This window comes from Planomonospora antibiotica, assembly GCF_014647955.1.
In the GTDB taxonomy this organism is placed as follows: Bacteria; Actinomycetota; Actinomycetes; order Streptosporangiales; family Streptosporangiaceae; genus Planomonospora; species Planomonospora parontospora.
The window spans coordinates 1-13,560 of record NZ_BMQE01000084.1 but is presented as its reverse complement, the minus strand read 5'-3'; the positions used below and the strand labels follow the sequence as shown (position 1 = coordinate 13,560).

Annotated in this window: 12 protein-coding genes; 4 read left to right on the top strand and 8 right to left on the bottom strand. The window is 71.8% G+C overall.

What is annotated here, in order from left to right; all coding sequences use genetic code 11:
* Window positions 1-331: 331 nt before the first annotated feature.
* Window positions 332-1,732, bottom strand: a complete 1,401-nt coding sequence (locus IEZ06_RS34575) for an MFS transporter (protein ID WP_189240881.1) — start codon at window positions 1,730-1,732, stop codon at window positions 332-334.
* A 9-nt stretch (window positions 1,733-1,741) separates the two neighbouring features.
* On the opposite strand from IEZ06_RS34575, the gene IEZ06_RS34570 reads away from it, so the two are divergent.
* Entirely contained in the window at window positions 1,742-2,563 is an 822-nt protein-coding gene (locus IEZ06_RS34570) for an SAM-dependent methyltransferase (protein ID WP_229799101.1), read from the top strand.
* A 99-nt stretch (window positions 2,564-2,662) separates the two neighbouring features.
* On the opposite strand, the gene IEZ06_RS34565 is transcribed toward IEZ06_RS34570, so the two are convergent.
* A complete protein-coding gene (locus IEZ06_RS34565) occupies window positions 2,663-2,863 on the bottom strand; it encodes a hypothetical protein (RefSeq protein ID WP_189240880.1) in 201 nt (66 codons plus the stop codon).
* A gap of 3 nt (window positions 2,864-2,866) precedes the next feature.
* On the opposite strand from IEZ06_RS34565, the gene IEZ06_RS34560 reads away from it, so the two are divergent.
* Both IEZ06_RS34560 and IEZ06_RS34555 read left to right on the top strand, forming a co-directional pair.
* On the top strand, window positions 2,867-3,829 hold the full coding sequence (locus IEZ06_RS34560; protein WP_189240879.1) for a LysR family transcriptional regulator: 963 nt from the start codon (window positions 2,867-2,869) through the stop codon (window positions 3,827-3,829).
* Window positions 3,830-4,043: 214 nt separating this feature from the next.
* On the top strand, window positions 4,044-7,292 hold the full coding sequence (locus tag IEZ06_RS34555; RefSeq protein ID WP_203872386.1) for a M20/M25/M40 family metallo-hydrolase: 3,249 nt from the start codon (window positions 4,044-4,046) through the stop codon (window positions 7,290-7,292).
* Between the two features lie 120 nt (window positions 7,293-7,412).
* Here IEZ06_RS34555 and IEZ06_RS34550 read toward each other — a convergent pair whose 3' ends face one another.
* The 3 genes from IEZ06_RS34550 to IEZ06_RS34540 all read right to left on the bottom strand — a co-directional run bounded on the left by IEZ06_RS34550 (window position 7,413) and on the right by IEZ06_RS34540 (window position 9,901).
* A complete protein-coding gene (locus IEZ06_RS34550; protein ID WP_189240877.1) occupies window positions 7,413-7,868 on the bottom strand; it encodes a DoxX family protein in 456 nt (151 codons plus the stop codon).
* Between the two features lies 1 nt (window position 7,869).
* Window positions 7,870-8,604: a lytic polysaccharide monooxygenase gene (locus tag IEZ06_RS34545; RefSeq protein WP_189240876.1), complete on the bottom strand. Its 735-nt coding sequence runs from the start codon at window positions 8,602-8,604 to the stop codon at window positions 7,870-7,872.
* A 256-nt stretch (window positions 8,605-8,860) separates the two neighbouring features.
* The gene (locus IEZ06_RS34540) at window positions 8,861-9,901 is read right to left on the bottom strand and encodes an alpha/beta hydrolase family protein (protein ID WP_189240875.1); all 1,041 of its coding nucleotides are present in this window, start codon (window positions 9,899-9,901) and stop codon (window positions 8,861-8,863) included.
* A gap of 91 nt (window positions 9,902-9,992) precedes the next feature.
* Here IEZ06_RS34540 and IEZ06_RS34535 point away from each other — a divergent pair, with 91 nt between their 5' ends.
* Window positions 9,993-10,610: a GNAT family N-acetyltransferase gene (locus IEZ06_RS34535; protein WP_189240874.1), complete on the top strand. Its 618-nt coding sequence runs from the start codon at window positions 9,993-9,995 to the stop codon at window positions 10,608-10,610.
* Between the two features lie 283 nt (window positions 10,611-10,893).
* On the opposite strand, the gene IEZ06_RS34530 is transcribed toward IEZ06_RS34535, so the two are convergent.
* The 3 genes from IEZ06_RS34530 to IEZ06_RS34520 form a co-directional block, all read right to left on the bottom strand.
* A complete protein-coding gene (locus tag IEZ06_RS34530; protein ID WP_189240873.1) occupies window positions 10,894-11,721 on the bottom strand; it encodes a hypothetical protein in 828 nt (275 codons plus the stop codon).
* Between the two features lie 222 nt (window positions 11,722-11,943).
* On the bottom strand, window positions 11,944-12,855 hold the full coding sequence (locus IEZ06_RS34525; RefSeq protein ID WP_189240872.1) for a hypothetical protein: 912 nt from the start codon (window positions 12,853-12,855) through the stop codon (window positions 11,944-11,946).
* The gene (locus IEZ06_RS34520; RefSeq protein ID WP_189240871.1) at window positions 12,852-13,403 is read right to left on the bottom strand and encodes an RNA polymerase sigma factor; all 552 of its coding nucleotides are present in this window, start codon (window positions 13,401-13,403) and stop codon (window positions 12,852-12,854) included. The genes IEZ06_RS34525 and IEZ06_RS34520 overlap by 4 nt, the downstream gene beginning before the upstream one ends.
* Window positions 13,404-13,560: the final 157 nt, after the last annotated feature.

Sequence of the window (13,560 nt, the reverse complement as noted above, 5' to 3'; positions counted from 1 at the left end):
CAGGCCGTCCCGGCTCCGCCGGACCATCCCTGACGGGACGCCCATTCCTCCCCGGCCTGAAAGCCGATGCATCCCGGGCCGACTGAGGTGAACGTCGGCAACGGCTCTCCATCGGAGATCTGCAAGGAGGCGGCGCCGTCGCGGCGGCCAGCGGTCGGGCACCAGTGAGGCCGAGGCCATGGCCGCCCGCTCGGGTCTCATCATCAGATGGTCCTGCGCCGACCAGAACCGCCGCTGCTCGATGAACTGCCGGGACGGGGAAAGGGCCGGCAGCGGCGCCGGCAGGCGCCGCGCGCTCTCGTACACGGCGTGCTGGAATGCTCCGCCTCGATCACGGCGGTGCCGGGCGGACGGCGGAAGCCTGTCGTGGGGCGGGCGGCTCACCAGGGGGTGTGACGCGGCGCCGGACCAGCAGGCCGAAGGCGGCGACCAGCAGCCCGGCCACGCCCGCGATCACGAACGGCGCGGCGGGACGCCAGGCATCGTAGAGGTAACCGCCGAGACCGGAGACGACCAGGATGCCGACCGCCCCGCAGAGGGTCTGCACCCCGTAGGCCGAGCCGCGCACGGCGGCGGGTGCCTGCTGGGCCAGGAGCGGCCCCGCGGTGGTGATCACGGCGATCTCGCCCAGGCCGACGAGCACGGCGACGACCATCATGCCGGAGCCGAGCGGATCGGCGACCAGCAGGGTGGACAGGTAGGCGACCGCGGCGAGGGCCTGAGCGAGGATCACCACGTCCTGGCGGTGCATCCGGTCGCCGAGCCAGCCGACGAGGGGGGCGCCGAGCATGGCCACGGTCTGGGCGACGCCGACCACGGCCCCGGCGCGGGCGAGCGCCTCTGCGCCGGACAGGCCGCCCTCGGCAAGAGCGTGCTCGGTCACCCACAGGGACATGAACCCGGCTACCACGGCCAGGTCGGCGCGGGCGACGAACGCCGCCGCGTACGACAGTGCGACGCCGGGGTCGCGGGCGAGGGTGACGCCTTCGGTGATCAGCCTCGCCAGCGGGACCCGCTCGGCGGCGGGGACGACCCGCGTCTTCGACAGGGTGAACCACATCAGCGCGCCGACCGCCAGCACGGCCACGGCGACGGCCAGGAACGCCAGGCGGGCGGCGGTGACCGGAGTGGTGCCGCCGCTCTCGAGGATCTGGGGCAGCCGCACCAGGGCGAGCACCGCCACCATGGCGCCGAGCCCGCTGAACAGCCCCACGAACCCGTAGGACCGGCCACGGGAGCCGTCACGGACGTAGTCGGCGGCGACCGTGGAGAGCATCCCGTTGAGAGCGGCGACGCCCAGGGCGAAGACGATCCGGAGCGCGACGAGCACGGCGGTGGAGTCGGCGAAGGGGAACAGCGCGGTGCCGAGCGCGCACAGGACGAAGCCCGCCACCGCGATGGGGCGCCTGCCGTACCGGTCGGCGAGCGCCCCGTACCAGGCCAGGCTGGCGATCATTGTGATCTCCGCGGCGACGCCGAGCAGGCCGACGGCCTTTCCCTGGTCCTGTGCGGGCACGCCGAGGACTCCGCTCAGGATGTACGGCTGCGCGGCCGGGAGGAAGGAGATCACCATGGTCGAGGCGAAAGCCATGAACAAGCAGGCGCGCATGTTGCCCCGGGTGACGCCGTCGGCGAGGCGCAGGCCGACGAGGCGGCGCGAGGGGGAGGCGGCCATGACGTGATCTTGGCAGTTGTCCGGCCGCTTCTCCAGAGGTTCGGCGACTATGATCACGGTATTTCCGTGAATACCGTGATCGTGGAGCGGCCCGTGACCGACCAGACGCCCCCCGGCATTCAGACGCACGTCCCCAACGCCGCCCGGATGTACGACTACTACCTGGGCGGCAAGGACAACTTCCCCGCCGACCGCGAGGCCGCGGAGAAGGCGCTGTCGCTCGTCCCGGAGATCCGCCACAGCGTCCGGGCCAACCGCGCCTTCCTCGGCCGCGCCGTGGACTTCCTCACCCGGCGGGGCATCCGCCAGTTCGTCGACATCGGCGCCGGGCTGCCCACCCGGAACAACGTCCACCAGGTCGCCGCCCCCGATGCCCGCGTCGTCTACGTCGACAACGACAGCACGGTCCTGGTGCACGGCCGGGCGATCCTCGGCAAGCACGAGAACGTGTCCATCGTCGAGGGCGATGTGCGCCGCCCCCGCGAGATCCTGGACCACCCCGACGTCCGGGCGGCGATCGACTTCGGGCAGCCGGTCGCGGTCCTGCTGCTGGCGATCCTGCACTTCATCCCTGACGAGGAGGAGCCGGAGCGCATCGTCGCCGAACTGCGGGAGGCACTGCCGCCCGGCAGCTACCTGGCCCTGTCGCATGTCGCGATCGACGCCCGTCCGGAGGCCGCCGAGGGCGTCACGGACGTCTACCGGCGGGCGTCCTCCCCGTTCGTGGCGCGGACCGGCACGGAGATCGCCCGTCTGCTCGACGGCGTCTCCCTGGTCGAGCCCGGCCTGGTGAACCTGCCCGAGTGGCGGCCGGAGCCAGGCACAGTGGTCCCCTACCGGGACATCGGCGACTACTTCCTCGGCGCGGTCGGGCATGTCGGCGGATGACCGCCCGCCCCACCCGGCCGGCCCCTGCCGAAGCCACGGCGCGGTAGCGGTCCGCATCACCATCGGCTCGACGACGGTCGCGGGCGGCCGGGTGCCGTCTCAGACGGTGAACCGGCTCACCAGTCCGCGCAGCGACGTGCTCATCTCCGCCAGCTCCGCCGCCGCCTGACGCGACTGCTCCACCCCCTCGGTGGTCACCGCCGCGGCCTCGGCGACGCCGGCGATGTTGGCGGCGGGCCGCAGCCCGGCCCGGCCGCCTTTTGGGCCTTCATCGAAAAGAAACTTTACTATTAGCTTCACCGTATGGAGCTAGAGGTTCGCCATCTCCGAGTGATCTGCGCGGTCGCCGAACACGGCAGCATCTCGCGGGCCGCGGTCGCCCTCGGCATGTCCCAGCCCGCCCTCACCGCGCAGCTGCGGCGTATCGAGCGCATGTTCGGCGGGCGGCTGTTCGACCGGGACCGCGGCGGCACCCGTCCCACCTCGTTCGGTGCGTGGGTGCTGGTGAGGGCGCGGTCGTTGCTGCCCGCCTTCGACGAGCTGCGCCGGGACGGCATGCGCTACCTCGGGCAGAGCGGCGCGCGGCCCGTCATCAGGGTCGGCTGCATGGTCAGCCACCTGGGCATCAGCGCCATCACCCGCCTGAGCGAGCTGATCCCCGACGCCGAGATCACGGCGCGGACCGAAGAGGCCATGGACCTGCTGCCCGGCCTGCTGAAATCCGGACGGCTGGAGCTGGCCACCCTCGGCGACTATCCCGGACACGAGATGCACCCGCCGGCGGGTGTGACGTACGTGAGTGTGGCCACTGAACCGATCTTCGTCGGCCTGGCCTCCTCCCACCCCCTCGCCCGATCGGGCGAGATCGAACTGCGGGACCTCGCCGGAGAGGACTGGGGCCTGCACGCCCTGGCCGAGGCCGGGCACCGCGAGCACTTCTGGACGGCCTGCGCCGAGGCGGGCTTCACTCCGCGCGTCGCCTATGCCGCAGATCTCAGCCTCGCCGTCGGCCTGATCTCCTCCGGCAGGTGCGTGGGCATGTTCCAGGCGCTCAGCACGGGTCATCCGGGCATCACCATCCGTCCGCTGGCGGGCACCCCGTTGCGCTTCCGGCACCTGCTCGGCTGGCCGGAGCACGGGCCGGTCGCGCCGTACGCGTCCGATCTGGCCGCGGGGGTCAGAGCGGACTACTGGGCCAAGGCGCGGAGGACGCCGGTCTACTCCGCCTGGCTGGAGCTGCACGGCCCTCTCCCCTCCTTCGGGTGAGTCCCGGCCGCCGCCGCACCTCGCCATACCGCGCCGTTATGGAATTTCGTAGGGTACTCGGCTCCGCGCCTGCGATGTCAGCTTTGGTCCAGCCCGAAGCGAGGGCATGCCCGCAGGCGCCGCCCGCCACAAGCGGAACCGGCGCACCGGACACCCTGCAGGGCTCCTTCCATCCCCACCCCCCACAAGGGGTATCGAGAGGAGTCACCCCCCAGTGAATCCCCGGTTCACACTGGGCGTCACCGCCACGCTGGCGGCCGTCGCCCTGACCACGACCTCGGTGGTCCCCGCCGCCTCGGCCGCGAACGCGCCGAACGCCGCCGGCGCCACCGCCCCGCCCTCCTTCGCACCCCCGGACTCCGAGGCGCGCAGGCGTGCCATCGCCACCGCCGAGAGCACCCTCGTCGCCGAACGCCGCGACCTCGCCGGCGGCGAGGACGACGTCTTCTCACTGAAGAAGGCGGTCTCGGTCTCCGGCATGCAGTTCCTCACCTATTCGCGCGCCTACCAGGGCGTGCCCGTCTACGGCGGCGACGTGGTCGTCGCCACCGACCGCACCGGGCTCACCGTGGCCGGCGTCGACACGGCGCAGGCAGCCGAGCTGAAGCTGGACACCAGGACCACCGTGACCGCGGGCCGGGCGGCGCTCAGAGCCCGCTCCCTGCTCACCGAGGTGGAGAGCGTGAGCACCCCGGTGCTGGTCGTGCACGCGCTGTCCGACACCCCGCGCATGGCGTGGGAGGTGGTCGTCACCGGCCGGACCAAGGACGCCCCGAGCGTCCAGCACGTCTACGTCGACGCCCTCGACGCCGGAATCCTGAGCTCGTGGGACGCCGTCCGGGCGGGAACCGGCCACGGCTTCTACAACGGCAGCGGACTGGACATCAGCACCTCCGGCTCCGGATCGTCGTACACGATGCGGGACACCACCCGCAACAACCTGGCCTGCGGCGGCCAGAACGGCTCCCCCTACACCAAGTCCGGTGACACCTGGGGCAACGGCCAGGGGACCAACCTGGAGACCGCCTGCGTGGACGCCCTCTGGGCGGCGCAGAAGGAATGGGACATGCTCCGGGACTGGTTCGGCTACAACGGCTTCACCGGCGAGGGCGGCGGTTTTCCCGCCCGCGTCGGCCTGAACCAGGTCAACGCCTACTGGAACGGTTCCTACACCAACTTCGGCAAGAACCAGGCCGGCACCCAGCAGGCGACGCCGATGGACGTGGTCGGCCACGAGTACGGCCACGCGATCTACCAGTTCGCCGGCAGCGGCGGCGCGGGCAGCGGCAACGAGAGCGGCGGCCTGAACGAGTCCACCGGTGACATCTTCGGCGCCCTGCTGGAGCACTACGCGAACAACCCCGACGACCCGCCGGACTACCAGGTCGGCGAGGAGGTCAACCTGGTCGGGCGGGGACCGATCCGGTACATGTACCGGCCGAGCACCAACGGCGACCCGGACTGCTACAGCTCTTCCATCCCCGGCACCGAGGTGCACGCCGCGGCCGGGCCGCAGAACCACTGGTTCTACCTGCTCGCCGAGGGAACCGACCCGACCGGCGGCAGACCCGCCACCCCGGTGTGCTCCGGCGCGAACCCGCGGACGTTCGGCGGCATCGGCATCCAGAACGCCGGCCGGATCTACCTCGCCGCGCTGAACATGAAGACCACCGGCAACCGGACCCACGCCCAGGCACGCTCCCAGACCCTTTCCGCGGCCAAGGCGCTCGACCCCACCTGCGCCTGGTTCGAGGCGACCAGGGCCGCGTGGAACGCCGTCAACGTCCCCGCGGTCTCCGGCGAGCCGACCTGCACCCCGCAGGGCGGCGACGACGACTACTCGGCCTCGATCGACCCGGCCGCTGCGGACGTCCAACCGGGCCGGTCCGCCACCGCCACCATCAGTACCACGGTGACCAGCGGGAACGCCCAATCCATCACGCTGCGCACCGACTCCCTGCCCTCGGGCGTGACCGCCGCCTTCAGCCCGGCCGTCATCTCCGCCGGGCAGACCTCGCGGCTGACCCTCACGACCTCGGCGGACACCCCGGCCGGGTCCTACCCGCTCACCGTCACCCTCGACGGCGCCAGCGCCGACAAGCGGCTCGGATTCAGACTGGGCGTCGGCAGCGGCCAGCCGGGTACCGACGCACCGGACATCAGCCTCGCCGACGTCAAGGCCCACCTGCAGCAGTTCCAGAGCATCGCCGCGTCCAACGGCGGTAACCGCCGGGCGACGGGACCGGGCTACACCGCCTCGGTGTCCTACGTCGAGGGCAGGCTCAGGGCCGCCGGCTACACCGTGACGCGTCAGACCTGCACCTCCGGCTGCACCGGCGGCGCGGGCCCGAACCTGATCGCCGACTGGCCCGGCGGCGACCCGAACCAGGTCGTCATGGCCGGCGCCCACCTGGACGGCGTCTCGGCCGGGCCGGGCGTCAACGACAACGCCTCGGGCTCGTCGGCCCTGCTGGAGGTCGCCCTCACCCTGGCGGAGAAGAACCCGTCCATGGCCAAGCACGTGCGATTCGCCTGGTGGACCGACGAGGAGCAGGGCCTCAACGGTTCGGAGTTCTACGTCAACGCGATCGGCGCCACCGAGCGGAGCAAGATCAAGGCCTACCACAACTACGACATGGTGGGCTCGCCCAACGGCGGCTACTTCATCAACAACATCACCACCCCGGCGGCCGCCCCGCTCAAGGAGTTCTACGACAGGCTGAACCTCCGGCCCGAGGAGAACACCGAGGGCGCCAACCGGTCCGACGACGCGCCGTTCCGCAACGCGGGCATCCCCACCTCCGGGGTGGCCGCCGGGGCCGGCGCCGTCAAGACCTCGGCGCAGGCCGCCAAGTGGGGCGGTACGGCAGGCCGCGCGTACGACGCCTGCTACCACGCCTCCTGCGACACCATCGCCAACATCAACGACACGATCCTGGACCGGGCCTCCGACGCCGCGGCGTACGGCATCTGGAAACTGGCCGTCGACGGGTCCGGAACCCCGGCGGACGACTACCTGGTCTCGGTGAGCCCGTCTTCGGCCTCGGTCGACGCGGGAGGTTCCGCCACCGCCGTACTGAGCACCACGGTCACCTCCGGTGACGCGCAGAGCATCACGTTGAGCGCCGGCGGCCTGCCCTCCGGCGCGACCGCGACCTTCAGCCCGTCGACCATCACCGCGGGCCAGTCCTCCACGGTGACCATCACCACCTCGGCGAGCACTCCGCCCAACACCTACACCGTCTCCCTGCGGGCGGACGGCACCTCCGCCGACCGCTCCGCCACCCTCAGCCTCACCGTCAACGGCGGCGGGCCGGGTGAGACCTCATGGGAGACGTGGAAGAGCTACACCGTCGGCACCACGGTCACCTACGACGGCGTGAGCTACCGCTGCCTGCAGGCGCACACCTCGCTGCCCGGCTGGGAGCCGCCGAACGTCCCGGCGCTCTGGCAGCGGATCTGACCGGACGGGTCCTTCACGGCGGGCGAGATCGGGGCCGCCCGCCGCATCCAGGGCCGGGTCCTCCATCCGGAAGGACCCGGCGGTCAGAGAGGGTGTGGGGTCTCCGTCACCCGAAGATCCTCACCTCTCCCGGATGAGGGACGCGTCGGGTCGGAGAGGCGGGAGCCCGCCTCTCCGGCCGGAGGCGCGGTACCTGGCGGCGAGGGCGTCCAGCGACCAGGAACCGCCACCGGTCACGGCCAGCAGGAGGAAGGACCAGGAGAAGAGGGCGGCGGCCTCGCCTCCGTTGACCATGGGGAACAGCCCGTCGGGCTGGTGCACGACGAAGTAGGCGTAGGCCATGGTCCCCGAGCAGAGCAGCGCGGCGGCGCGGGTGGCCAGGCCGAGCATCACCAGGCCACCCGCCCCGAGCTCGATCACCGCCGCCCACCATCCGGGCCATTCGGCGAAATACGGGGTCCGCCCGCCGTGCGGGCCACCGAGGACGCCGAACAGGGTGGCCGCCCCGTGGCAGGCGAACAGCAGCCCGATCGCCGTCCGGGCCAGCAACAGTGCCGTGTCACGGATCCGGTCCATGTCAGACCCGCTGCCAGAGCGCGGGGACGTTCGGCGGTTCCCAGCCCGGGATGGCGGTGTGCGACTGGAGGCACCGGTAGGTCGCGCCGCCGTAGGCGACCTGGGAGCCCGCCGTGTAGGCGGTGCCCGCCTTCCAGGTCCCGCCCGGCGTCACGGTCGGTGTCGGGGTGGGCGCGGGGCTCTGCGTCCGGGTGGGCGTCGGGGTGGGCGCGGGGGTGGTCCCGCCGCCGCCGATCTGCAGGTCGATGCAGGCGTAGAAGGCGTTGGCGGTGTCGGCGATGTTCCAGATGGCCAGGACCTTCTGCCGGCCGCTGAACCCGGCCAGGTTCACCGCGTGCGACACGGTCGCGCCGGGCTGCCTGCCGCCGTCGTTGAAGGTGGCGATCCGGGTGTTGCCGATGTAGTACTCCCACGTGCTGGTGGCGTGGCGGGCGGTCAGCACCCAGTTGAAGGTGACACCGGTGCCGACGGAGGTCGCGGGCCATGCCCTGCTCTCGTCGCTGAGCTGGGCGAACCGGGCGACACCGCCGTGGCAGTTGCGCTGACCCTTGGGCCCTTCCACGCTTTGCGGCTCGTAGACGATGGGGCCGCAGCCGGCGACGCGGCCCTGGGCGCACATGGCCTGGCGGCTGGGCGGGGACGACACGTACCCGTGGGCCAGGGCCGGTGAGGCGGTGAGGACGGTGGCGGCGAGGGTGACGAACGCCGTTGCGGCGATCATCGCTGTTCTTCGCATGGGATGCTCCTTGGCTGGGGGGTTGCCAGGAACATAAAGGAAAGTTTCCTAACAGTAAACCGGTAAGTTATTTTTCCTGATATTCCATGTCATGGATGAATTCGGCGACCCAGGCGCTCGCGGTCGTCGGGAGCGGCGGGCCAGGCGCACCCCGCCCGACGCTCGGGCACCGACCTGCGACGGACTCCGCGCCGCATGATCGAGGGGTACGCACGGCACGGCCGGCCGCCGCCCCACCGGAGAACCCGGCCGTCGTTCACCGTCTCGTCGCCCTGCCGGGATCCCGCAGGAACGCGACCATGTCGTCGAAGAGGCCGTCGGGGGCCAGCGACCGGGGAGCGAGGATCGCGGTGAGCGTGAGCTTGATGTCCGACTCCGCGAGGCTCTGCCGGACCATGGAGTGGTCCGCGTCCGGGTAGTGCCTGACCTGGAGCGCCGAGAGGGTGTCGCGGTAGACGGCCTCGGTCTCGGCGACGTCGACGTTGAGATCGTGGCCGGCCAGGACGAGCAGGGTGGGGATCCGGCCGGTCGCCGGATGCCTGAGATCCGCGGTCGCGTCGGCGGTGTGGTTGCGCAGGATGAACCGCCAGCGGTCCGCGCTGAGACCGTCCGTCCCGCCTCCCACGGCCTGCCGGTATTCCTCGAAGGACGCCTTCGCGCGCAGCAGGCGCAGCGTCCTGTCGCTGCGGTCGACGGCGCCCCGGATCTCGGCGGCGGTCGCGCCGTCGGCCCGCATCTCGGCGAGCAGGTTGTAGCGGCCCTGGCGGAGCCAGTTGATCGCGGGCGAGACGGCTATCACGAAGCCCACATCCGGGACGCGGGCGGTGACCTTGGGCAGCACCCAGCCCGCCTGGCTGGCGCCCCAGAGCCCGACGCGGCCGGCGTCGAGATCGTGGCGGGAGCGGGCCCACGCGATTGCGGTCTCCACCTCCTTCGCCCGCTCCTGCATGCTCTGGTCCAGCCAGTTACCCGCGGCGCCGCCGACTCCGGGCTTGTTCCAGGAGAGCGAGGCGTAACCCGCACGGGCGAACGCCTCCCACATGGGGCGGTAGAAGCCGTCGTGGGTCGCGTCGACGGGGCCGTCACCGTGCACGAAGACGACCAGCCCGAACGGCCCTCTCCCGGAAGCGGGTGTGGCGAGCACGCCGTCCAGCGGGTGCGGGCCTCCGGAGATCGTCACCCGCTCCTCACGGAGATCGTAGGTGTTCCGGACGATCACCGCTCCCGCTCCCCCCGCCGCCAGGAGGACGAGGACGAGCACCGCGATCAGCGATCTGCGTACGCGCCGGCTCACCATGCGCCCTCACCTGCGCCGGTCTTTCTGGAACCCATGACATCTCCCTCGAGAAACTATCGTTGATGAAACGATAGTACTACTATTGAGCGATATGAAGAGCAGTCAAGAGATCACGATCCGGCGGGGGTTGCCGCCCGGCGCCGAAGGGCGGGCGGCCGAGCTCTACTGGGAGGCCTTCGGCCGCAAGCTCGGTCCGGCGCTCAACCCGCCGGACAAGGCCGTCGGTTTCATCGCGGCGCATCTGAACCACGACCGGGCCGTCGCGGCGCTGGCCGGGGACCGGCTCGTCGGGCTGGCGGGATACCGGCACGCGGGCCGGGCGCTCACCGGGGGGACGGCGGGCGACGTGCTGCGTTCCTACGGGCTGCTCTCCGGCCTGCCCCGGCTCGCGCTGCTGGCCCTGCTGGAGCGCGACCCCGCCCCCGGCGAGCTGGTGATGGACGGCATCGCCGTCGACCCGGCCTGCCGGGGCACCGGTGTCGGGACCCTCCTGCTGCAGGAGATCGTCTCGGTCGCGGCGGCCCTCGGCCACCGGGAGGTGCGGCTGGACGTCATCGACGGCAACCCGCGCGCCCGGGCGCTGTACGAACGGCACGGCTTCACCGCCACCGGGACCGAGCGCACGCCGTACCTGCGCGATCTCATGGGTTTCGGAGCGGTGACCACGATGCGCCGCCCGGTCGCCGCCCCGGAAGGCGGGGGAGGATGACAGGCACCGAACGGCCGCAGACCCCGAGGAGCGGGCCCCCGCGGGTCGAGGTTCCGACCCGCACCCTCCTCTACGGGCTGGTCCGCCGGGACGGCACGGTCCGCGCCGACGGGCTCTACGCCGTCGCCGGGATCCTCGGCATGAGCGACCAGCAGGTCCGCCCGTGCATCGGGCGGCTCGCCGAGGAGGGGCGCTTCACCCGCGAAGGCCGCGGACGCAAGGCCGTCCTGCGGGCCGCCGCCGTACCGGCTGAAACGGAGACGGCAAGGTGTTCCGGCCGCCCTCAGCTCTGCGGCTGCGCGGAGAGCGGCGCGGGCGGGGCCGGCTGGCGGCGCGGGTCGGCGAGGTCGTGGGCGGAGCGGGCCAGCCAGACCAGCGACAAGGCGCCGAAGGCGCCGGCGGCGCCGACATAGAGATCCTCCGCGATGGGGAGCGACATGCCCATCGGTATGAATATGAAAGCGAGCGGCGCCACCAGGGCGGCGATGCCGTACCGGACGGTGGCGCGCCGCCAGCGGTCGTCCCGCCACTGCACCCGCAGGAACAGCACGATCCAGATCAGAGTCGCCACGGCGCAGACCAGGGACAGCACGTCGGGCACCGGCCGGCCGATGACGTCCAGCACCTCGAAGGCGGCGGTGCCCGCGTACCCCGCCACGCCCGCGGCCCGCATGCGATCGACATGCACGAGGTCGCGCCTCAGCACCGGCTGGGACAGCACCGCGACCGCGCCCATCACCGCGGCGTCGAGCACCACCGCCGACCAGGGCCACCACGGCAGGACGGCGTACAGGCACGAGACGGCCGCCGCGGTGTACAGCCCTGCCCGCAGCCGCTGCACGTCCCGGTCCGGCTCGGGCGGCGGCCCCGCCAGCGGACCGCGCAGGCTCTGCCACAGCGCCCAGGCCCACGCCAGGCCGACCGCGCACGGCACGAGCACGTTCGGCCACGTCACCGCGGCGCCTTCACCCGCCTCGGTGAACAGCGTCACCCGCCACAACGCGCCGAGACCACCGGTGGCCGGCGCGAGCACGGCGGCGACCACCACCACGGCGAGGTACACGCTCGCGACGAGCAGGGCGGGAACACCGAAACGGTGGCGACGGAGCATGGGGCACGTCCTGGGGGGTGAACGGGATTCGAGTGCCTCACCTTAGCGAGTCGTCACCACGAAGCCGATCAAGCCCTCCCCTCGGTCATGGTCCCCATGGCCCTCCCCGCTCCCCTCGGCCCTCTTCCGCTCCCCGGCCCTCACGATCCCCGTCGGCACACGCCGATGGACCCGGCCTCCGTCCGCGGCACGTCCAGCCGCTCCCGGACCGTCTGCCCGGTCCTACTCGGTGAGGTCGTACCACTGGGGCGTGGAAGAAGAGGATGCCGGCGGGTCGGGGGCCGGACCCGCCTCGGGGCCCGGGACGACGAAGAGATCGATGGCATCGGAACTGTGAGACCGGGAACCGGTGACCGTCCAGTCGTCCCTGATCCGGTCGGCGGGGACGGGCTGGTCGGTGAAACCGCCGTCGGGGTAGCGCCACAGCAGGCGGTAGCCGACCCGCATGCCGCGCCGGCGCAGCTCATCGCGTACGGCGGCGACCGGCTTCCCGTTAGAGGTGTAGCCGCTCAGGGCCTCGGCACCTGCGGGGTCGTCGAAGTCGACCTCGGCGTACGGCTCACCCGGCTCGGCCGCTCGGCCCACCCCGAACACGACCCTGCCGGGGAAGTCCGCGGGCATCCAGACCCTGCCGCAGAACACCGACGCACACGGGCGCGTCCTCTGCACGCCGAGGCTTCCGTGCCCTTTGAAGCCTCCCGGGACGATCGGTCCGAACAGTTCGCCCACCCGTGCGGGCGCCACCGGGATGACCTTCACCGTGACGTCCAGCCCGACCGCGCGAAACGCCTCCTCGAAGCGCCGGCGGCCGGCCGTGGGATCGGTGATGACGACACTGAAGTGCTCATCGGCCTTCTCGATGGACATGGCCGCGTTCGCGTATCGGGTGAGCACACCACCGGAGGGCAGACCGACGCCGATCGCGATGGCCGCGGCCAACGCGGCGACCGCTGAGACCGCCGCAGGCCGACGGATCCGTACTCCGCGGACCCTCGGCGGCCGCAGGCCCCGACGTTCCGTGGGCGGCGTCGCCACGATCTCCTCGAGGAGTTCGCGGACCCCCGTGCTCACCGCGGGTTCGGCGGAGCCCGCAGCCGGGTCGATGGCGGACACCATGCGATCGATCCTGTTCATCCGTTCTCCTCCTTCAGCATGGCTGTCATCCGGACCTCGTCCGTGGTGTTCAGCAGCCGAGCCAGCCGCCTGCGGGCGCGATGCAGCCGCAGCCGGACGGCCGTGCTGCTGCATCCCAGCACTGCGGCGATCTGCGGGCCGGTGAGCTCCTCCCAGCACGCCAGCGCGAGCACTTCCCGATCAGCCGGCGCCAGACTGGCGAAAGCGGTCCGCACGGCGTCGACGCGGGCGTCGGCCGAGATCGTCGGCCGGCTGACGGACAGCTCATCTCGCAGCCGCGCGGCCAGCGCAGCGCGGCGGGAGGTCCCGCGCCGCTGATTGGCCAGTACGCGGCGTGCCGTGCCGTACAGCCACAAGACCGCGGCATCCCCGTCGGGAATGTCATCGAGTCGCCGCCAGGCGACCAGGAAGGTTTCAGCGATCACATCGGCGACGTCATCGACCGAGTCGCAACGACGCAGCGCGTAGCGGTACAGCGCCGGATAGCAGGCGAGATAGAGGGTCTCGAAACGATCGCGCGCACCGCTGAGCGGGCGTGGATCCTGCACAGGGGCCTCCTAACCGAAAGGTGCCGGACACCTGATGAGGTGTCCGGCACAGCCAGGAAGTGTTTCACCGTTCGGAGAATTTCAGTGATCCTCATTCCCGCGTTCCGCGTAATTCAGCGGCCTGGAGGCTCGAATATGGGCTGTGAGCTGGGCTGAC

What these genes read in the sequence shown, in the direction of transcription:
- IEZ06_RS34560 (WP_189240879.1), top strand. Translation starts at nt 2,867, where the DNA reads ATGGAGCTAGAGGTTCGCCATCTCCGAGTGATCTGCGCGGTCGCCGAA.
- IEZ06_RS34525 (WP_189240872.1), bottom strand. Translation starts at nt 12,855, where the DNA reads ATGAACAGGATCGATCGCATGGTGTCCGCCATCGACCCGGCTGCGGGC.
- IEZ06_RS34540 (WP_189240875.1), bottom strand. Translation starts at nt 9,901, where the DNA reads ATGGTGAGCCGGCGCGTACGCAGATCGCTGATCGCGGTGCTCGTCCTC.
- IEZ06_RS34530 (WP_189240873.1), bottom strand. Translation starts at nt 11,721, where the DNA reads ATGCTCCGTCGCCACCGTTTCGGTGTTCCCGCCCTGCTCGTCGCGAGC.
- IEZ06_RS34545 (WP_189240876.1), bottom strand. Translation starts at nt 8,604, where the DNA reads ATGCGAAGAACAGCGATGATCGCCGCAACGGCGTTCGTCACCCTCGCC.
- IEZ06_RS34550 (WP_189240877.1), bottom strand. Translation starts at nt 7,868, where the DNA reads ATGGACCGGATCCGTGACACGGCACTGTTGCTGGCCCGGACGGCGATC.
- IEZ06_RS34535 (WP_189240874.1), top strand. Translation starts at nt 9,993, where the DNA reads ATGAAGAGCAGTCAAGAGATCACGATCCGGCGGGGGTTGCCGCCCGGC.